Genomic DNA, 19,552 nt, shown 5'->3' on the forward strand with positions numbered 1-19,552 from the left:
CGCAGTCCTCTGTGCCCGGATCGGTCCGACGCACCGCAACCATGTCGATGCAGTGACCGCGAAGCTCGCGGGACACTGTTACCATCGCCGCAGCCAACTCCTCACACTCGTGAATACGGCGCATACATGTCTCCTGACGGCCAGGATCCGTACCTGCTCCTCGGCGTCGACCGGGATTCGACGCCGGCGCAGATTCGCGAGCGGTACCACATCCTCGTGCAGTTGTTGCACCCGGACCGGCATCAGTCGAGTCCGGAGAAGGTGCGCGCCGAGGCGACCCGGCAGATGCAGCAGATCAACGTGGCGTACAAGTTCCTCATCGACGCCCACAGTCGGGAGACCCGTGAGCGGGAGCGCAGGGCCCGGGATCGGGAGGAGCGGGAACGTGAGGCGCGTCGACGCGAAGCCGAGGAACGCGAGGCACGAGAACGCAAGGCGAGGGAACGCGAGGCCCGCAGGCGTGAGGCCGAGAAACGCGAGGCACGCGAACGCGAGGCGCAGAAGAGTGAGGCCCGCGAGCGCAAGGCGCGGGACCGCGAACAGCAGCGACGCGAACGGGAGATCCGCGAGCGCCAGCATCCCCGCGCACGCTGGACGTACCCTTCGTACAACCCAGTCGACCTCACGGAGCCACTGGCTATCCGTCCGATCACCATCTCACTGCCGAAAGACGGGGAAGGGTACACGCTCGGGGCGTACCTCGACGAGCAGCAGGAGCAGACCGCCCTTCTCGGCGCCGAAGGTCACCTGCTTCTGTTCCGGACCCGTGAGTCGTTGCACCGATACCTGACCGAGCCCGCAGCACACGAACTGGCCGAGGCACCCGGTTGGGACAGCTTCATGAACTGGGTACTCCGAACCGGAATGCGGGACGGAGACGAGCGGTCCTACGACTTCACCCTGATTATCCACTTCCTGAGGGAGACGGTCCCACAATGGGATCCGCAACTGTTCATCACCCACCGCGACTTTGTTGCGGACGTCACCCAAGCCTTCGGGTGCGACGATCTGCGCAATCTCCTCCGACTGGGGTCACCAATCGATGAACTCGACGATCTGCTACGCGTCTCCCATCGACCACTCGCCGGATGGAAGGCACGTCGCGAGCTCTACTCCGGCCATTCACGGACGTTCGATCGTGCCTGGCGAGACGCGATTAGCCTGATCCGAAAGCGCGTACGCTGGCTGCGGTGAGCGCGCGGCGGTCAGGCCACGTCGTCGGGGGCGACGCGGACGGCCAGCGCGGTCGCCGCGAGCGCCTCGGTGAACTCCGGGGTCGTCAGCACGGTGACGGCGACACCGGGTCCGACCAGCCAGAACGCCTGCGCATCGTCGGTCAGCCCCGGGCCGTCCTCGTGCGCGAACTCGGTCAGCCGCCACTGCGCCGGATCACGCTCGTGATAGTCGGCGAGAAAGTCGCGTACCGCGTCGCGGTCGACGAGCCGCTCACCCCTCAGCACGTGGACGCGGAGGTCCACCTGATGGCCGTCGACCGTCGGCCGCTCCCAGAACCGGCTGGTGAGGCGGACGTCCTCCCACTCGCTGGCGAAGTCCGACACCTCGTCGCCGACACCGGGCGGCACGTGCCCGATGTGGAACCCGTCCAACGTCCCGCCGTCGCGGTCCACCCGCCACCCCCTTGATCGCCCCGGTCAGTTACCCAACGCGCGTACCTTGGTGATCGTCTCCTGGACGTGCTGCCGGGCCGGACCACTGCCCTCGGCGGCCTGCGCGAGCGCCTGCCGGTACGAGTCGATCATCCCGATCAGCGGACCGGCGGCCACGCCCTGCAACGCGCCCGCGACGAGTTGCCGCGCCTCGGCCGCATCCTGGGCGGCGGCGGCCGTCTTCGCCTTCGCCTCGTCCAGCTTCTGCGCGGCTGCCGCCAACCGGGCGATCATCTCCGCTGCGCTCACATGCCCTCCCCGGCTCGACCACCCTCGCGACCACACAGGAGCGTACGAGATCCGTCCCCACACCGCGACCACTCGCACCGCACACCCGGATTTACCGAAAGGTGGGTAGATCTGTTGTCGTCCCAGCGACAACAGATCTACCCACCTCGAACGAAACAGAGTCGTGGGGCTCCCCGTCATGTCCGTCCGGCCTGTGACGCCGACTCGCGTAGCCAGCGATCCGTCGCTGCGCTCAGCTCGATAGCGCCCGGAGCACAGTTCCCCACCGCGCCGCCCGCACATCGCCCAGCGGGCCTGGACGCCGGACCACACGGACGCCGGACCAGGCGATGCCACCGAACAGACCGTCCAGCCGGGGCCAGGCAGCGCAGCCGGGCCACGCAGCGCAGGGACCATGCCGGCGCAGGGGCCGGGTCAGCGCAGCGCGCGGAACATCAGCAGGTAGCCGCAGTAGGCGAGCGGCACGGCGAGGAAGCAGAGCAGGAAGCCCAGCAGCGGGTACCGGGGCGGCGTGGCGGCACCACTGGCGGGCCGTCCCCACTTGCCGAGCACCAGCCAGGCGCCGATCAGGGCCGCTGCGGGCAGACCGGCGCACATCCAGGCGATCAGGGTGCCGAAGCCGACCGCACCGACGCCGGAGGCGAGCACCATCACCAGCATCAGCACCACGGCGACACCGGAGAAGCCGAGGTACACGGCGACCGCCCGAGCCATCGGCGACCAGCCCGGCAGCAGCGCTGGCCGCTGGGCCAGCATCTCGGCCTGCTGCGCGTACTTGTCCGCCTCGTCCGCCCAGCGCCGCGCCAACTCCAACTCCGTGGCCGGGTCGACCGTTCCGGCCCGCTGGGCCGGCACCCCGGCCTCCGTCGCGCTCACCGCCACCGGCAACGCCCGGTCCGTCTGCCCCGGCGGCGGGTACGCCCCGACACCCGGCCACCCCGGCGCGGCGGCTGCGCCGCCGACCCCCACCGTCCCCGGCGACCCCGACGGTCCCCCGGACACCGGCTGGTGACCGGCGGAAGCCGGCGGCTCGGGCATCCCCGAGACCGGCCCGGCACCCGGCGTGCCGACGGCCGACATGCCGCCCGACGGCCCGGAATCGGGCGAACCGGAGACCGGCACACCCGACACCGGCGCGGCACCCGGTGGCATCGGCGGGCCGGACCCGGGCGGGAAGCCCGGCGGCGGGACCGCGGTGGCCGGGTCCAGGCCGATGCCGCGACCGAGGTGGTCGAGGCGCTGGCCCTGGGCGAGCAGGCGTTGGTGTAGGTACTCCACGGTGGCATCGAGGTGACGGTGCCGCTCGGTTTTGGTGGCGGTGTCCTGTTCACCGGCACGCTGTTGGGTGGAGAGGTGCCGCAGCAGCGCGGCGTACTCGTCGAAGCTGGACACGCCTCACTCCTGCCCGTCGGGGATGTGCCCGTCCCGGGCGAACGGCACGATCAACCGGACCCGCTGGTCGTGCCGGTCCACCAGCAGCGCCCGGTCGGCCCGTGGCGTGTACGCCAGATCGTGCACGCCGAGGTGCAGACCGAGGTCCGCGCCGGGCACGTTCAACGCGACCAGGCAGGCGACGTCGTCGCGGTTCTGGGTGCCACCGAGGTCGTCGGCGAGCCGACGCAGGCCGCGCCACCAGCCGAGCAGGTGCACGCCGTGGCCGGGGCCCTGACGCAACAGGGTCCGCAGGTCGTCGTGGCCGGAGCGGAAGGTCGCCGGGTCGGTCTCGGCGAGCCGTCCGGCGGCGGCGTCCACCCCGAAGACCACCAGATAGGTACGCCCCGCAGCGCCCGCTTCGTCACCTGACGCGGCACCGTCGGACGCGCCGCTACCAGGCACGCGGCTGTCAGGCACGCCGCTACCGGGCACGCCGCCGGTCCCGAACGTCTCGAAACCGGCCGTACCCGCTCCGGGCATGCCAGGACCGGACGTACCGGCCCCGGACGTGCGAGGACCGGACGGGGACGTGGCGAGGGTGGCGATCCGGGCGTGCAGGGCGGCGGTGTCGAGCCGCTGCACCGGGTGCCCGGCGGCGGTCAGCGCGGCGGCGGTGTCGTCGGCGGCCGAGTCGGCGGCGGCGACCAGCGGGGCGAGCAGGAAGGTCGCCTCGCCGGGGGTGTGCTGCCGGGCGAGACTCAGGGTCGCGGCGCGCAGCACCTCGGCGCCGGTGGGCGAGGTACCCACCACGGCCAGGTGTCGGCCGGGAGCGGTGTCCATGATGAACATGGCGGTGGTGCCGTCCACGTCGACCGTCCGGCCGACCAGGGCCAGGGGACGTCGACCGCCGGGGCGTAGACCGGTGAAGGTGGCGTCGGCCTCGACGCGGGCGGTGTCGTACCCCCGGAACACCGACGGCGGACGCGCGCCCGGCGGGCGGGCCTGCCACAGGTCGTGCCGCAGCCCGGTCAGGTCGCCACCGGCGGCGTGCGCGTCGGGGAAGCGGATCACGGTGTTGGCGCCGGGCGCGCCGGCAGCGGTGTTGACCACGGCCGAGCCGACCGGCAGGGTCGCCGCCGCGTCGTTGAGCTGGTCGAGCACTCCCCCGCCGCCGGCCAGCGCCACCCGCAGCGCGAACTGGCCGAAGACCGCCTCGGCCCGGCCGTAGAGGGCCTCGATCCCCGTCGTGCTCTGGCTGGCGAGCACCAGGTGTACGCCGTACGAGCGGCCCTTGCGGGCCAGTTCCTCCAGCAGGTCCACCGATTCGCGGGCGAGCTGGTCGTTGCCGGCGAGCAACACCTGGAACTCGTCGATCACGGCGACGATCCGGGGTACCGGTGTGTCGGCGGGCAGGTCGGCGAGCTTGGTGACGCCGTGGCGCTTGAGTGCGGTGGCCCGTCGGTGCAGTTCGCGGCGCAGCTCGCGGAGCACGGCCACGCCGTACTCGCGGTCGCTCTCGATGCCGACGGCACGGGCGTGCGGCAACCACGACGGGTCGTGTCCGGTGGGGACGAACTCGGTGAAGCTCACTCCCTCCTTGAAGTCGAGGAGGTAGAGCTGCAACTCGGCCGGTGAGTAACGGGCGGCCAGCCCGTAGAGCACGTCGAGCAGGAAGACGGTCTTGCCGGCGCCGGTGCGTCCGCCGACCAGCCAGTGCGGGGTGGCGTCGTCGAAGGCCATGCTGAACGGGTCGCGTCCGGCGCGGCCCACCACGGTACGCAGACCGGCGCGGGCCGAGGTGGCCCAGCGCTGCCCGGGCAGCAGGTCGGCGAAGGTGACCGCCGCACCGCGCCGGGCGGCGTCGCCCAGGTGGGTGGCGAGGGCGGCGACCGAGGCGGGCGGGGCGTCACCGTCGAGACGCACCGGGACGCTGAGCCCGCTGCCGTCGGCGCTGAACGGCGTGCCGGGCGGGTCGCCGACCCGGGCCAGCCCGCCGACGCCCGCGTACGACCGCACGCCCGGTGTGCCACCGGCGGAAGTCTGGTCGCCGGAGAGCCGGATCAGCGTGGTGGAGCCCAGCGGCGGCGCGGACTCCCCGGGGCCGATCGCCGGCCAGCCGGCCAGCAGCACGCAGACCGCGGCGGCGGGGCCGGCGTGGGTGAGCGCGGCGAGTCGGGCCGCCTCACGCGGCGACGGGACGGACGCGGCGACCACCAGCAGGAGTTCCTGGTCGGGCCGGTCGGCGCGGCGGGCGTCCCGGGCGTGCTGTTCGGCGGCGTCGAGCAGGGCGGTGACGTCCGCGTCGGTGGTGGCCGGCGCGTCGATCACCCCGGCGTCGGCCAGGGGCCGCAGTGGACCGAAGGTGGCACCGAGAGCGGCCGTGTCCAGCCCGGCGACCCGGACGCCGCCCGGCGCGGCGGTGGCCAGCACCCGCAGCACGAGCGCCCGCAGCAGGGCGGCCACGGCCGGGTCACGGGCGTCGGTATCGACCGCCAGGTGGTGCCCGGCACCGAGCGGCAACAGCACCGGGAAGCCGCCACCGGCGACGACCGCTTCGCCGACGCGTACCGGCACGGGCTGGCGCACCAGTGGGGTGCCGGGCGTGGGGGTGGCCAACGCGGTGCCGACCCGGGCCAGCCGGGCCACCAGGTCGGCGTCGGTCGCCGGGGTGACCGGCACCGCGCCGCGCAACGCGTCACGGGCGGAGTCGAGGTGGGCCCGGGCGGCCCGGTGGGCGGCCATCGCCTGCCCGTACGCCGACGCGAGCCTGCCCAACGTGTGCCCCTCCGCCGACGGCCGCCTGGTCCGCTGAAACCCTAACGGACAGCGGCGATCCGGGCACGGTCCCCGCACGGCCGTGTCGGCCCGTCCAGGCGTCGGCGCTCCCGGCACATGCGTGAAAGGAGGGGTCCCCTGCTAACGCCTCGTGCATAGCAGGGGACCCCTCCTAACATCGCGAGCCGTCAGCCGGTGACCGCGTTGAGCGCGGGCAGGTAGCCGTACCGGTAGCCGTCGGCGTTGGGGTGGTACGCCTCGATGACACCGGTGACGTCCCGGATCCACGGCTGGGCACCGCAGACACCGTGGCCGGCGAAGGTGGGCCGGGTGTCGGCGAAGGTGGCACCGGCCGCGGCGGCCCGGTCGGCGGTCACCTCGGCGAGGACGTCGGCCGCCTCGTTGAGGAGGGTGCGCTTGTGGGTGCTCATCGCCAGCAGCCCGCAGGACCTGGTCTCGAACAGGCGCGGATAGCCGAGCACGATCAGCCGCGCGTTCGGGGCGCGCTCGCGGATGGCCGCGTAGGTGCGGTCCAGCCGGGCCGGCAGGGTGCCGGTGGCGAACGCCTTGGCCTCGTTGACCGCAGTGGTGCAGGTGGACGTGCTGCCGAAGCGGCAACTGGTCATCACGTCGGCGAATCCGGCGTCGTTGCCGCCGATGGTGATGGTGACCATCGTGGTGGTGGCGCTGAGCGCGCCGAGTTGGTTGGCGAGCACGTCGGCGGTGACCGCGCCGCCGCAGGCCGGGAAGCGGAAGCTGGCCACCGCGTTGGCGGCGGCCCACAGTGGCGCGTACGACTTCTGGCTGCGCAGGCAGGTGGACAGGTCGTACGGGCCGGCGCCGACCCCGGAGGAGTACGAGTCGCCGAGCGCGACGTAGTGCACGGGCGCGGCGGCCTGGGCGGCGGTGGGTACGGCCAGTGCGCCGAGGGTGGCGGTGGCGAGGGCGACCAACGTGGCGAGGGCACGGGCCAGCGGACGGTGGGACATGACGGACCTCCACAGAGGGTGGTGGTGGAGCCCGTGGACCGCGCGCGTGGCCAGGGGTTGTTACTAGCCGGTAATGCTATCGAAACATGCAGATGAAGTGAATAGCCGTCGCCCCGCAGACGCAGCACGCCCGGCCGAGTCACGGCCGGGCGTATGCGCGGGTGTGCGGGTGTGCGGTGTGCGGTGTGCGGCGCGCGGGTGCGCCGGGGTGTTAGCAGGGGTCCCCTGCTATGCACGAGGCGTTAGCAGGGGACCCCTCCTTACACAGCGAGCGGTTGGGAGGCGGCGTGCACGGGTGCCGGGAGGGTGCCGACGCCACCGAGGTAGCCGTGGATCGCGGCGGCGGCGGCCCGCCCCTCGGCGATGGCCCAGACGATCAGTGACGCCCCCCGGTGCATGTCACCGGCGACGAAGACACCGTCGGCCTCGGTCTGCCAGTCGCCCCGGGACTCGATCGCGCCCCGGGCGTTGCGGGTCACCCCGAACTGGGTCAGCAGCGGCTGCTCCTCGGTGCCCTCGAAGCCGATGGCCAGCAGCACCAGGTCGGCGGGCAACTCCTGTTCGGTCCCGGGGACAGTGGTGACGATGCGCCGGCCGTCCCGCTTCTCGACGGTCACCTCGGCGATCCGCACGGCACGGACCGCGCCGGTGCCGTCGTCGACGAACTCCTGCACGGCGACCGCGAAGACGCGCTCCCCGCCCTCCTCGTGCGCCGCGTACTCGCGCAGGATCCACGGCCAGGTCGGCCACGGGTCGCGCTCCTCGTCGCGGGCCTGCGGAGGGCGCGGGTACAGGTCGAGCTGGTGTACGCCGGCCGCGCCCTGACGGTGCGCCACCCCGAGGCAGTCGGCCGCGGTGTCGCCGCCGCCGATGATGACGACGTGCTTGCCGGCCGCGTCGATCGGCGTACCGTCCGGCAGGGTGGCCAGCGCGGGACGGCCCGCACCGGCGGCGGCGACCACCCGGTTGGCGGCGACCAGGTGCGCCATCGCCTGGTGCACCCCGCGCAGCTGCCGGCCCACGGTGTCGGTCTCCCGGCCCTGCAACGCCCCGCAGGCCAGCAGCACCGCGTCGTGTTGGGCCCGGAGCTGCGCGGCGGTCACGTCGACGCCCACGTCCACGCCGCTCCGGAACACCACGCCCTCGGCGGCCAACTGCGCCAGCCGGGCGTCGATGTGCCGCTTCTCCAGCTTGAAGTCGGGGATGCCGTAGCGCAGCAGACCGCCCGGGGCGTCGTCGCGCTCGTACACGGTGACGGCGTGCCCGGCGCGGGCCAGTTGCTGCGCGGCGGCGAGCCCGGCCGGGCCGGAACCGACCACCGCCACCGACCGCCCGGACGGGGTCGGACTCGGGCACGGGGTCAGGCCCCGGGCCGCCGCGGCGTCGGCGATCTCCACCTCGACCTGCTTGATGGTCACCGGGGCACCGCCGCCGATGCCGAGTACGCAGGCCGCCTCGCAGGGTGCCGGGCAGAGCCGGCCGGTGAACTCGGGGAAGTTGTTGGTGGCGTGCAGCGACTCCACCGCAGCGTCCCAGTTGCCGGTGCGGACCAGGTCGTTCCAGTCCGGGATGCGGTTGCCCAGTGGACATCCGGCGGTGTCGCTGTGGCAGAACGGGATGCCGCAGTCCATGCACCGGGTGGCCTGCTCCCGGATCAGCTCCTCACCGGCGGGCGGGTAGACCTCCCGCCAGTCGCTGATCCGCACCGGCACCGGGCGGCGCGCCGGCACCCGCCGGGGGTAGCGCAGGAAACCGTTCGGGTCAGGCACGAGCCACCTCCTGGGCGACCGCCCGCGGCGCGGACGGAACCGGCGTCGACGCGGGTGCCGCCTGGGGCGGCTGCGCGGCCGGTGCGAGCGCACTCATCACCGCGTCGTCGACGTTCTGGCCGGCGGCTTCGGCGGCCCGCATGATCTCCATCACCCGGCGGTAGTCCCGGGGTACCACGGCGGTGAACTCCTCCACCGCCTCCGGCCAGCGCTTGAGCAGCGCCTCGGCGACCGCCGAGTCGGTCTCCGCGAAGTGCCGCTGCACCAGCTCGTGCAGCCGGACCCGCTCCTGCTCGCCGGGGGCGGCGAGGTCGACCAGCTCGGTGTTGACCCGCCGCCGGTCGAGGTTCCAGACGAACGCGGTGCCGCCGGACATGCCGGCCGCGAAGTTGCGCCCGGTCGGGCCGAGCACGACCACCGTGCCGCCGGTCATGTATTCGCAGCCGTGGTCGCCGACACCCTCGACGACGGCCGCCGCACCGGAGTTGCGCACCGCGAACCGCTCCCCCACCCGGCCGCGCAGGAACACCTCGCCCTCGGTGGCGCCGTACAGGATGGTGTTGCCGGCGATGATCTGGTCCTCGGCGCGCTGTCCGGACTCGGCGCCGACGCCGACGAAGGGCGCCGACGCGTCCGGCCGGACCACCAGCCGCCCGCCGGAGAGGCCCTTGCCGACGTAGTCGTTGGCGTCGCCGTGCAGCCGCATGGTGACCCCGCGCGGCAGGAATGCGCCGAACGACTGCCCGGCCGTGCCGCGCAGCGTGAACTCGACGGTGTCGGTGGGCAGCCCGGCGCCGCCGTACCGGCGGGTCACCTCGCCGCCGAGCATCGCGCCGACGCTGCGGTGCTCGTTGCGGATCGCCACCTCGGCCCGGACCGGGGCGACCGGCGTCCCGTCGGCGGGCGCGTCCAGCACCGGGGCGGCCAGGGCGATCAGCTCGTTGTCCAGTGCCAGTTCCAGGCCGTGGTCCTGGGCTCGGACGCCCCGGCGGGCGGCGCCCTCCGGCAGCTCCGGCAGGTGCAGTACGCGTCCGAGGTCGATCCCGCCGGCCTTCCAGTGCGCGACCGCGGGTGCGACGTCGAGCAACTCGGTCCGGCCGATCGCCTCGTCGATGCTGCGCAGACCCAGCTCGGCCAGGTAGCCGCGGATCTCCTCGGCGAGGAAGAGGAAGAAGTTCTCCACGAACTCCGGCTTGCCGTTGAAGCGCTCGCGCAGCACCGGGTTCTGGGTGGCGATGCCGACCGGACAGGTGTCCAGGTGACACACGCGCATCATCACGCAGCCGGCGACGATCAGCGGGGCGGTGGCGAAGCCGAACTCCTCGGCGCCGAGCAGCGCCGCGACCACCACGTCCCGGCCGGTCTTGAGCTGGCCGTCGACCTGCACGGTGACCCGGTCGCGCAGCTTGTTGAGCAGCAGCGTCTGCTGCGCCTCGGCCAAGCCCAGCTCCCAGGGGGTGCCGGCGTGCTTGAGCGAGTTCAGCGGGGAGGCGCCGGTGCCACCGTCGTGACCGGAGATCAGGATGACGTCGGCCTTGAGCTTGGCCACCCCGGCGGCCACCGTGCCGACACCCACCTCGCTGACCAGCTTGACGTGCACCCGGGCGGCCGGGTTGACGCACTTGAGGTCGTGCACGAGCTGGGCGAGGTCCTCGATCGAGTAGATGTCGTGGTGCGGTGGCGGCGAGATCAGGCCGACACCGGGGGTGGCGTGCCGGGTCCGGGCGATCCACGGCCACACCTTGTTGCCGGGGAGCTGACCGCCCTCGCCGGGCTTGGCGCCCTGGGCCATCTTGATCTGGAGGTCGTCGGCGTTGACCAGGTACTCGCTGGTCACGCCGAAGCGGCCACTGGCGATCTGCTTGACCGACGAGCGGCGGGCCGGGTCGTAGAGGCGCTCGACGTCCTCACCGCCCTCACCCGTGTTGGACTTGCCGCCGAGGCGGTTCATCGCGATCGCCAGGGTCTCGTGCGACTCCGCCGAGATCGACCCGTACGACATGGCACCGGTGGCGAACCGCTTGACGATCTCGCTGGCCGGCTCGACCTCCTCGATCGGCACCGGCGACCGGTCGCCGGTCCGCAGCCGGAACAGGCCGCGCAGCGAACCGGCCTTCGCGGCCAACTCGTCGACCTTCGCGGTGTACGCGCGGAACACGTCGTACTGCCGGGTCCGGGTGGCGTGCTGGAGCAGGAAGACCGTCTCGGGGTTGAACAGGTGCAGCTCGCCCTCGCGACGCCACTGGTACTCGCCACCGACCGGCAGCCCGGCGGGGGCCTCGGCACCCGGCGGCGGCCAGGCCAGCGCGTGCCGGGCGGCCACCTCGGTGTGGATGCCGTCCAGCCCGACGCCGCTGATCGTGCTCGGCGTGCCCCGGAAGTACCGCTGCACCAGCCGGGTCTCCAGGCCGACCGCCTCGAAGACCTGCGCTCCGCAGTACGACGACACGGTGGAGATGCCCATCTTGGACATGATCTTCAGGACGCCCTTGCCGAGCGCCTTGACGTAGTTGCGGATCGCGGTCCGCGGCTCGACCCCGGCCAGCGACCCGGTGGAGATCATGTCCTCCACCGACTCGAAGGCGAGGTACGGGTTGACCGCCGCCGCGCCGTAGCCGATCAGCACCGCCGCGTGGTGCACCTCGCGGCAGTCCCCGGACTCCACGATCAACGCCACCTGGGTCCGCGTCTGCTCCCGGACCAGGTGCTGGTGCACCGCGGCGGTGAGCAGCAGCGACGGGATCGGCGCGAGGTCGGCGTTGGAGTCCCGGTCGGAGAGCACCAGGATGCGGACGCCGTCCTCGATCGCCTCGGAGACGTGCCGGCAGATCTCGGTCAGCCGGGCCTTGATGCCGGCCCCGCCGTCCCGGATCCGGTAGAGCCCGGAGACCCGGACCGCCTTGAAGCCGGGCAGGTCGCCGTCCTCGTCGATGGAGAGGACCTTGGCCAGCTCGTCGTTGTCGATCACCGGGTAGGGCAGCACGATCTGCCGACAGCTCGCCGGCCCCGGGTCGAGCAGGTTGCCCTCCGGGCCGATGGTCGTCGCCAGGCTGGTCACCAACTCCTCGCGGATGGCGTCCAGCGGCGGGTTGGTGACCTGGGCGAAGAGCTGGTGGAAGTAGTCGTAGAGCAGCCGTGGCCGGGTGGACAGCGGGGCGATCGGGGTGTCCGTACCCATCGAGCCGATCGGCTCCGCGCCGGTGCGGGCCATCGGGGCGAGCAGGATCTTCAGCTCCTCCTCGGTGTAGCCGAAGGTCTGCTGGCGACGGCGTACCGAGTCGTGGGTGTAGACCTCGTGCTCGCGGAGCGGCAGGTCGTCCATCTCGATCAACCCGGCGTGCAGCCAGTCCGTGTACGGCTGGGCCGCGGCCAGCTCGGTCTTGATCTCGTCGTCGTGCACGATCCGACCGGCGGTGGTGTCGACCAGGAACATCTTGCCGGGCTGGAGCCGGCCCTTGGCGACCACGGTGGCCGGATCGAGGTCGAGCACGCCCGCCTCGCTGCCCAGCACCACGAGCCCGTCGGCGGTCTGCCACCACCGGCCCGGACGAAGCCCGTTGCGGTCGAGCACCGCACCGACGATCTCGCCGTCGGTGAAGGCGACCGAGGCCGGGCCGTCCCACGGCTCCATCAGGCTGGCGTGGAACCGGTAGAAGGCACGCTTGTCGGCGGCCATGTCCGGGTCGTTCTCCCACGCCTCCGGGATCATCATCAGCACCGCGTGCGGCAGGCTGCGCCCGGCCAGGTGCAGCAGCTCCAGGACCTCGTCGAAGTTGGCCGAGTCGGAGGCGGCCGGGGTGCAGATCGGGAAGACCCGGCGGATGTTGCCGGACAGCTCCGGCGTCCGCAGCAGCGCCTCGCGGGCCTGCATCCAGTTCCGGTTGCCGCGGATCGTGTTGATCTCACCGTTGTGCGCGATGAACCGGTACGGGTGCGCCAGCGGCCAGGACGGGAACGTGTTCGTGGAGAAGCGCGAGTGCACCAACGCGATGGCGCTGTCCACCCGCTCGTCGGTGAGGTCCGGATAGAACGCGGGCAACTGGTCCGGGGTGAGCATCCCCTTGTAGACCATGGTCCGCCCGGACAACGACGGGAAGTACGCCGGCACGCCGCGCTCAGCCGACTCCCGCTCGGCCTGCTTGCGGACGCAGAACGCGACCCGCTCCAGCTCGATGCCGCGCAGCGGAGAGCCGGCCGGTCCGGCGGGGGTGTCGGTCAGCCGGTCCGCGGCGAGGAAGAGCTGCCGCACCCGGGGCATCGCCGCCAGGGCCGTCTCGCCGAGGTCCGAGGCGTCCACCGGGACGTCGCGCCAGCCGAGCAGCTCGGCGCCCTCCACCAGCGCGTACTTCTCGACCACCTGCCGGGCGCGGGCCTCGGCGGCGTCGTCGTCGGGGAAGAAGACCAGGCCGGTGGCGTACTCGCCGGCCGGGGGAAGCGGGAAGTCGACCACCGCGCGCAGGAACGCGTCCGGCACCTGGATCATGATGCCCGCGCCGTCACCGGTGTTCGGTTCGGCACCCCGGGCACCCCGGTGGTCCAACCGACACAGGGCGCCGAGACCGCTGGCAACCACCGTGTGCGAGCGCCGTCCGTGCAGGTCGGCCACGAAGGCCACACCGCACGCGTCGTGCTCGTGGGAGGCGTCGTACAGGCCGGCAGGGGACGCTACCTGGCCGTCGCGCAGCGCCGGCTGGGGGTGGTGTGGGTACGCAAAGGCCACCCGGGCCTCCTGTCGTCACTCAGGCGTGGATCATGGACGGGACGACGTCGGCCCTTTATCGGACTATTGAGTCTACGTTAGGGCGCGGTACGCAAGGCCAGTGCAGATTGATCACACCGTCCAGACTCTGGGACGTGTAGTCTCGCGCGGTGGATACACCGTACGCCGGCCTGCTGGATCGGCTGGAACGTTTCTACGACGCGGTCCCCCGCGACGCGGCCCGCGCGGAAGAACACGGCGGGTGTGTGCTGTTCGTCCGTGAAGGCCCCGGATGGCCGTTCTATGCCCGTCCGCGCCCCGACGCCGACCAACCGCCCTCACTGGCCGACCTGACGGCGGTCCGCCACCGGCAGCGGGAACTCGGTCTGCCCGAGGCCCTGGAATGGGTACACGAGATCAACCCGGACCTGCTCGCGGTGGCCCGCTCGGCCGGACTCGCCGTGCTGGAGGCCCCACTGATGGTCCTCGACCCGGAGGCCGTCGGCGACCCGGCGACGTACACCGACGTACCGGTACGGTTGCTGACCGCCTCCGCGCCGGACCTCGCCGCCGACGTAGCCGCCCGCCGGGCCGTCGCGGCCGTCGGCTTCGCGGCACCCGGCACCGGTCGGGGCAGGGGCGGCCCGGCCGAACGCGACGCCGCCATGATCGGCCTCGACGTCGCCGCGTTGGACGAGGAACGGGCCCGCATCGCCGACGGCAGCCGCCTCTCCGCCCTCGCCGTGACCCCCGACGAGGGCGCGCTGGCCAGCGGGATGGCCATGCGGGTCGGTGACGTGGCCGAGATCGCCGGAGTGGCCACCCTGCCCACCGCCCGCCGCCGGGGCCTGGCCGCCGCGGTCACCGCCGCACTGGCCCGCACCCTGCTCGCCAACGGCACCGACGTGGTCTTCCTCTCCGCCGGCAGCGAGGAGATCGCCCGGGTCTACCTGCGAGTGGGCTTCCGCCGCATCGGCACCGCCTGCATAGCCGAACCCGCCACAGTCACCCCCTAAAGCCCCACCCCTCCCCTCCCCTGCCCTCCCACCCGCCCTCCCGCCCCGCGCGCCGCACCCATCGCCGGGTTGATCAAGAGGTTTGGTCGCTTCCGGCGATCAACTGGCGCCAAAACTCCTTGATCAACGCGGCGGACCGACGGGGCGGGGCGGGTGTGGGGCGGGGTGGGGTGGGGCGGGGTTGGGGGTGGGGGTAGGGGTGGGGCAGGGGGGTCAGGCGGGGGGGCGCCACTGGGCGGCCACTGCGGCGGCGCTGCCGAGCAGGCGGGGGGTGATGGTGCCGAGGGCGGCGTCGCGGGCGCGCAACGCCAGTCGGCCCCGGCTCTGGAGCACCGCCGACATGCGGCGGGTCTGCCGGACCACCGTCGCCGCGCGGGGGCGGCGTGTCCGGTCGTACGCGAGCACCGCGTCCGGCAGCGTGGACTCGCGCAGCAGGGCGGCCAGCGTGACGGCGTCCTCGAAGGCCAGGCAGGTGCCCTGCCCGAGGTGCGGCGGCATGGCGTGGGCGGCGTCGCCGAGCAGCACCACCCCGCCCGGCCCGACCGGGAAGCCGTACGACTTGGGCAGCGGACGCAGCTCGCGGATCTCCTGCTGCACCAGGTCGGCCGGGTCGGTGGCGGCCAGCAGTTCGTCGACCGGTGCGGGCCAGCCCGCGTACCAGCGTCGCAGCAGCGCCAACTGGGTCTCGGGCGGCTCTGGGCGCGGCGCGCCGGCGGCGGTCGCCATCCAGTAGATGCCGCCCCGGCTGGACCCGCCGGAGGAGCCGCGCTCGCCGAGGGAGGCGGCGGCGAAGCGGTAGCCGGCACCGAGGATCTCCCCGCCGACGGGTGCACCGCCGGTCAGGTCCGGTGCGCGGTACCACGGGATCACCGCGCGCCAGGCGGCACAGCCGGAGCTGACCACGCTCGCCTCCGGGGCGAGCTGACGGCGGATCACGCTGTCGGCGCCGTCAGCCGCGACCACCAGGTCGGCCTCGAACGTCTGCCGGCCGTCACCGACCGCCGGCCGGGCCCCCGGAGTGGCGCGTACGGTGCGTACCGTCACGCCGGTACGCAGCTCGACGCGCTCGCCCAGGCCCGCGATCAGCGTGTCGTGCAGGTCCTCCCGGTGCACCACGACGGGCATGCGCTCGACCGGGGTCTGCCGGGGCTGCACCAGCCAGTGACCGTCCGGTCGGCGCACCCCGCCGTCCGGCAGCGGGGTGGCGATGGCGTCCAGGCCGGCACCGAGGTCCAGTGCGCGCAGCGCGCGTACGCCGTTGGGCCAGAGCACCACGGCGGTCGGCTCGGGCCGGATGCGGTCGGCCCGTTCCAGCAGGGTGACCTGCCATCCCGAGCGGGCGAGCGCACCGGAGACCGCCAGGCCGCCGAGCCCGGCGCCGACCACGACCGCGCTGCGCACGGGCTCAGCTGTCGCGATCGGCGGGACGTGCCGCCGCGCCCTCGGCGACGGGCGGGGTGTCCTCGTCCTCGTCGGTCGGGGTGCCGGGGTCGGCGGCGTCGGTCGGGGTGCCGGGATCAGGGTCGGTCGGGGTGCCGGGGTCGGGGTCGGCGGGGTCGGTCACCTCGCCGGGGGCCTCGCCGGTCTGTCGCCAGTGCGCGAACTGTTCCTCGCTGACCACCCGGTAGCCCTCCGGCACCGCCGGCTCGCTGCTGCCGCCACGCGTCGCCGAGAGGTCGACCTGGGAGACGTCCGAACCGGCCGGTGCCGCGGTGGCGGTCGGCAGGCCGATCGGGATCAGGTACTCACGGGGCCCGCGCACCCGGAGGAAGTAGATCAACGCGCCGACGAAGACCAGCGCCGCCGTCCAGACGTTGAGGCGTACGCCGAGGATGCTGGTGGCGTCGTCGGTCCGCATCATCTCGATCCAGAACCGGCCTGCGGTGTAGCCCATCACGTAGAGGGCGAACGCACGACCCCGGCCGAGGCGCAGCTTGCGGTCGAGGAAGAACACCAGTGCGGCGACGCCCACGTTCCAGAGCGCCTCGTAGGCGAAGGTCGGGTGATAGAGCCCCTCCTCCAGGATCGGCCGGCCCGCCTCGTCGCGCAGCGCCTGACCGCCGTCCATCCGGTGGATCTCCAGCCCCCAGGGCAGGTCCGTCCGGCCGCCGTAGAGCTCGTTGTTGAACCAGTTGCCCAGTCGGCCGATCGCCTGCGCCAGCGGCAGGCCCGGCGCCAGCGCGTCGGCGACCACCGCGAACGGGATGCCGAGCTGCCGGGCGGCGATGTAGGCGCCGACCGCGCCACCGGCCACCGCACCCCAGATGCCCAGGCCGCCCTCGTGGATGAAGAAGACCTTGATCGGGTCACCGCCGGTGCCGAAGTACGCCGCCGGGGAGGTGATCACGTGGTAGATCCGGGCGCCGATGATGCCGGCCGGCACCGCCCAGAGGGCGATGTCGAGCACCGCGCCGGGGGCGACGCCACGCTGGCGCAACCGTCGCTCGGTGACCCAGCAGGCCACCACGATGCCGGCGATGATGCACAGCGCGTACGCCCGCAGCGGGATCGGGCCGAGATGCCATACGGCGGTGCTCGGGCTGGGCAGGGCGGCCAGGGACGTCGGCGAGGCGAGACTCACGGGTGCACACGCTACCGCTGCGGACCCCCGGAACGTCACCCCGGTCCGCCTCGTGTGCCCGGCATCCGTGGCCCGCTGGGGCTTTTGTCCTCAGGAACGTCGCACGTGTGCCCCGGGCGCGTCGCGCATACCCGGGGCACCGGCAGATCGCGTACCGGTCGACTCAGCGGGCCGGGTTGCGGACGCCCTCGGCCAGTTCCGCGCTCAGCGTCCGCAGTGCGGTCAGCCCGGCCTCCTGGTCGGGGGCGTCGAGCAGGCAGCGGATCAGCGCGCTGCCGACGATCACCGCGTCGGCGTACCCGGCGACCGTGGCGGCCTGCTCCCCGGTGCCCACGCCGAGCCCGACGCCGACCGGGATCTCGCTGATCTCCCGGACCCGCGACACCAGCACCGGCGCCGCCTCCGAGGTCTGCGCCCTGGCCCCGGTGACCCCCATGATCGCGGTGGCGTAGACGAAACCACGGCAGTGCGCGACGGTCATCGCCAGCCGGGCGTCGGTGGACGACGGGGCGACCAGGAACGTCCGGTCCAACCCGTGCGCGTCCGACGCGGCCAGCCACTCCTGGGCCTCGTCGGGGATCAGGTCGGGAGTGACCAGCCCGGTGCCGCCGGCCGCCGCGTAGTCCCGGGCGAAGGCGTCCACGCCGTGCCGCTCGATCGGGTTCCAGTAGGTCATCGTCACCACCGGCACGCCGGTGGCCGCGACCTCCTCCACGATGCGCAACGTGTCCCGGGTCCGCACGCCGCCGGCCAGGGCGATGTCGCTGGCCCGCTGGATCACCGGGCCGTCCATCACCGGATCGGAGTACGGGATCTCGACCTCGATCACGTCGACGCCCGCCGAGACCATCGCCGTCATCGCGGCGATGCTGCCCTCGACCGTCGGGAACCCGGCCGGCATGCAGCCGACCAGCAGCGCGCGGCCGTCGGCCCGAGCCTTCTCGAACGCCCCACCGATCCGGCTCATGCCGTCGCTCCGCTTCGCTCCACGCCGTCACGAGCTACCCGGACGAGATGATTCGCTCGCTGACGCTCGCTCATGCCGCCGCTCCGCTTCGCTCCACGCCGCCATGAGACACCAGGGCGCTGCACCGACGATTCGCTCGCTGACGCTCGCTCATGCCGCCGCTCCGCTTCGCTCCGAGCCGAGGATGCCGAAGTACTCGCCGGCGGTGTGCACGTCCTTGTCGCCCCGGCCGGAGAGGTTGACCACGATCGTGGGCTCTCGACCCAGCTCGGCGCTGAGCTTCGGCGCGACGGCCAGGGTGCCGGCGAGCGCGTGCGCGCTCTCGATCGCCGGGATGATCCCCTCGGTGCGGCAGAGCAGCTCGAACGCCGCCATCGCCTCGTCGTCGGTGACCGGCAGGTAGCTGGCCCGGCCGGTGTCGTGCAGCCAGGCGTGCTCCGGACCGACGCCCGGGTAGTCCAGACCGGCCGAGATCGAGTGCGACTCGACGGTCTGGCCGTCCTCGTCCTGCAGCACGAAGGTCCGCGTGCCGTGCAGCACGCCGGTGGAACCGCCGGTGATGCTGGCCGCGTGCCGCCCGGTGGTCACCCCGTCGCCGCCGGCCTCGAAGCCGTAGAGCCGCACCTGCGGGTCGCCGACGAAGGCGTGGAAGATGCCCAGCGCGTTGGAGCCGCCGCCGACGCAGGCGGTGACCGCGTCCGGGAGTCCACCGGTGAGCTCCTGGCACTGGGCCCGTGCCTCGTCGCCGATGCCCCGCACGAAGTCGCGCACCAGGGCCGGGAACGGGTGCGGGCCGGCAGCGGTCCCGATCAGGTAGTGCGTGTCGTCGACGTTGGCGACCCAGTCCCGCATCGCCTCGTTCATCGCGTCCTTGAGCGTGCGCGAGCCGTTCGTCACCGGCACCACCTCGGCGCCGAGCATCCGCATCCGGGCCACGTTGAGCGCCTGCCGCTCGGTGTCGACCTGGCCCATGTAGACCACGCAGTCGAGGTCGAACAGGGCGGCTGCGGTGGCGGTGGCGACGCCGTGCTGACCGGCTCCGGTCTCGGCGATCACCCGCTTCTTGCCCATCCGCCGGGTCAGCAGCGCCTGACCGAGCACGTTGCGGACCTTGTGCGCGCCGGTGTGGTTGAGGTCTTCCCGCTTGAGCAGCACCCGGGCACCGACCCGGGCGGAGAACCGACGGGCCTCGTAGAGCAGCGACGGGGTGCCGGCGTAGTCGCGCAGCAGACCGGCGAACTCCGCTCGGAACGACTCGTCGGCCATCGCCGCGCGGTGTGCCGCGTCCAGTTCGTCCAGGGCGGCGACCAGCGCCTCCGGCACGAACCGACCACCGAACCGACCGAAATGTCCGGCCGAGTCCGGGAAAGACGCCTGCTCGCTCACGCTGACACTCCGCTCCGCTGCGTGCCCCCGTGAGGCACCACCGCACCGATGATTCGCTCGACAGGCTCGCTCATGCCGGC

13 protein-coding genes are annotated in these 19,552 nt (G+C 73.1%); 2 read left to right on the forward strand and 11 right to left on the reverse strand.

All coding sequences use genetic code 11. The features are described from left to right. Positions 1-126: 126 nt before the first annotated feature. Positions 127-1,194: a J domain-containing protein gene (locus ACFYTT_RS19005; protein WP_387260746.1), complete on the forward strand. Its 1,068-nt coding sequence runs from the start codon at positions 127-129 to the stop codon at positions 1,192-1,194. Positions 1,195-1,205: 11 nt separating this feature from the next. Here the strand turns inward: ACFYTT_RS19005 and ACFYTT_RS19010 are convergent, their stop codons facing one another. The 7 genes from ACFYTT_RS19010 to gltB all read right to left on the reverse strand — a co-directional run bounded on the left by ACFYTT_RS19010 (position 1,206) and on the right by gltB (position 13,543). After that, a complete protein-coding gene (locus tag ACFYTT_RS19010) occupies positions 1,206-1,628 on the reverse strand; it encodes a hypothetical protein (RefSeq protein WP_387260748.1) in 423 nt (140 codons plus the stop codon). Positions 1,629-1,652: 24 nt separating this feature from the next. Further along, positions 1,653-1,916, reverse strand: a complete 264-nt coding sequence (locus ACFYTT_RS19015) for a DUF6244 family protein (protein WP_387260751.1) — start codon at positions 1,914-1,916, stop codon at positions 1,653-1,655. Positions 1,917-2,330: 414 nt separating this feature from the next. After that, positions 2,331-3,308 (reverse strand): hypothetical protein, encoded by a 978-nt coding sequence (locus ACFYTT_RS19020; protein WP_387260754.1) that lies wholly within the window; start codon positions 3,306-3,308, stop codon positions 2,331-2,333. A gap of 3 nt (positions 3,309-3,311) precedes the next feature. Continuing rightward, entirely contained in the window at positions 3,312-6,065 is a 2,754-nt protein-coding gene (locus ACFYTT_RS19025) for an FtsK/SpoIIIE domain-containing protein (protein ID WP_387260757.1), read from the reverse strand. A gap of 188 nt (positions 6,066-6,253) precedes the next feature. Beyond that, positions 6,254-7,054: an SGNH/GDSL hydrolase family protein gene (locus ACFYTT_RS19030; protein WP_131057760.1), complete on the reverse strand. Its 801-nt coding sequence runs from the start codon at positions 7,052-7,054 to the stop codon at positions 6,254-6,256. Positions 7,055-7,314: 260 nt separating this feature from the next. Beyond that, the gene (locus tag ACFYTT_RS19035) at positions 7,315-8,823 is read right to left on the reverse strand and encodes a glutamate synthase subunit beta (RefSeq protein WP_387260761.1); all 1,509 of its coding nucleotides are present in this window, start codon (positions 8,821-8,823) and stop codon (positions 7,315-7,317) included. Continuing rightward, positions 8,816-13,543, reverse strand: coding sequence for a glutamate synthase large subunit (gene gltB / locus ACFYTT_RS19040; RefSeq protein WP_387260763.1), 4,728 nt, complete (start codon positions 13,541-13,543; stop codon positions 8,816-8,818). The genes ACFYTT_RS19035 and gltB overlap by 8 nt, the downstream gene beginning before the upstream one ends. Before the next feature lie 149 nt (positions 13,544-13,692). On the opposite strand from gltB, the gene ACFYTT_RS19045 reads away from it, so the two are divergent. Next, positions 13,693-14,538 (forward strand): GNAT family N-acetyltransferase, encoded by an 846-nt coding sequence (locus tag ACFYTT_RS19045; RefSeq protein ID WP_387260766.1) that lies wholly within the window; start codon positions 13,693-13,695, stop codon positions 14,536-14,538. Positions 14,539-14,751: 213 nt separating this feature from the next. On the opposite strand, the gene ACFYTT_RS19050 is transcribed toward ACFYTT_RS19045, so the two are convergent. The 4 genes from ACFYTT_RS19050 to trpB form a co-directional block, all read right to left on the reverse strand. Continuing rightward, complete coding sequence (locus ACFYTT_RS19050; RefSeq protein ID WP_387260768.1) at positions 14,752-15,939, reverse strand: FAD-dependent oxidoreductase; 1,188 nt, start codon at positions 15,937-15,939, stop codon at positions 14,752-14,754. Between the two features lie 4 nt (positions 15,940-15,943). Further along, complete coding sequence (gene lgt, locus ACFYTT_RS19055) at positions 15,944-17,119, reverse strand: prolipoprotein diacylglyceryl transferase (RefSeq protein ID WP_387260770.1); 1,176 nt, start codon at positions 17,117-17,119, stop codon at positions 15,944-15,946. Between the two features lie 163 nt (positions 17,120-17,282). Further along, positions 17,283-18,086, reverse strand: a complete 804-nt coding sequence (gene trpA, locus ACFYTT_RS19060) for a tryptophan synthase subunit alpha (protein WP_387260773.1) — start codon at positions 18,084-18,086, stop codon at positions 17,283-17,285. Positions 18,087-18,236: 150 nt separating this feature from the next. Next, on the reverse strand, positions 18,237-19,472 hold the full coding sequence (trpB, locus tag ACFYTT_RS19065; RefSeq protein WP_176094858.1) for a tryptophan synthase subunit beta: 1,236 nt from the start codon (positions 19,470-19,472) through the stop codon (positions 18,237-18,239). Between the last annotated feature and the right edge of the window lie 80 nt (positions 19,473-19,552).

It is taken from the genome of Micromonospora sp. NPDC003816, from assembly GCF_042874705.1.
In the GTDB taxonomy this organism is placed as follows: Bacteria; Actinomycetota; Actinomycetes; order Mycobacteriales; family Micromonosporaceae; genus Micromonospora.

What these genes read in the sequence shown, in the direction of transcription:
- ACFYTT_RS19005 (WP_387260746.1), top strand. Translation starts at nt 127, where the DNA reads ATGTCTCCTGACGGCCAGGATCCGTACCTGCTCCTCGGCGTCGACCGG.
- ACFYTT_RS19030 (WP_131057760.1), bottom strand. Translation starts at nt 7,054, where the DNA reads ATGTCCCACCGTCCGCTGGCCCGTGCCCTCGCCACGTTGGTCGCCCTC.
- trpA (WP_387260773.1), bottom strand. Translation starts at nt 18,086, where the DNA reads ATGAGCCGGATCGGTGGGGCGTTCGAGAAGGCTCGGGCCGACGGCCGC.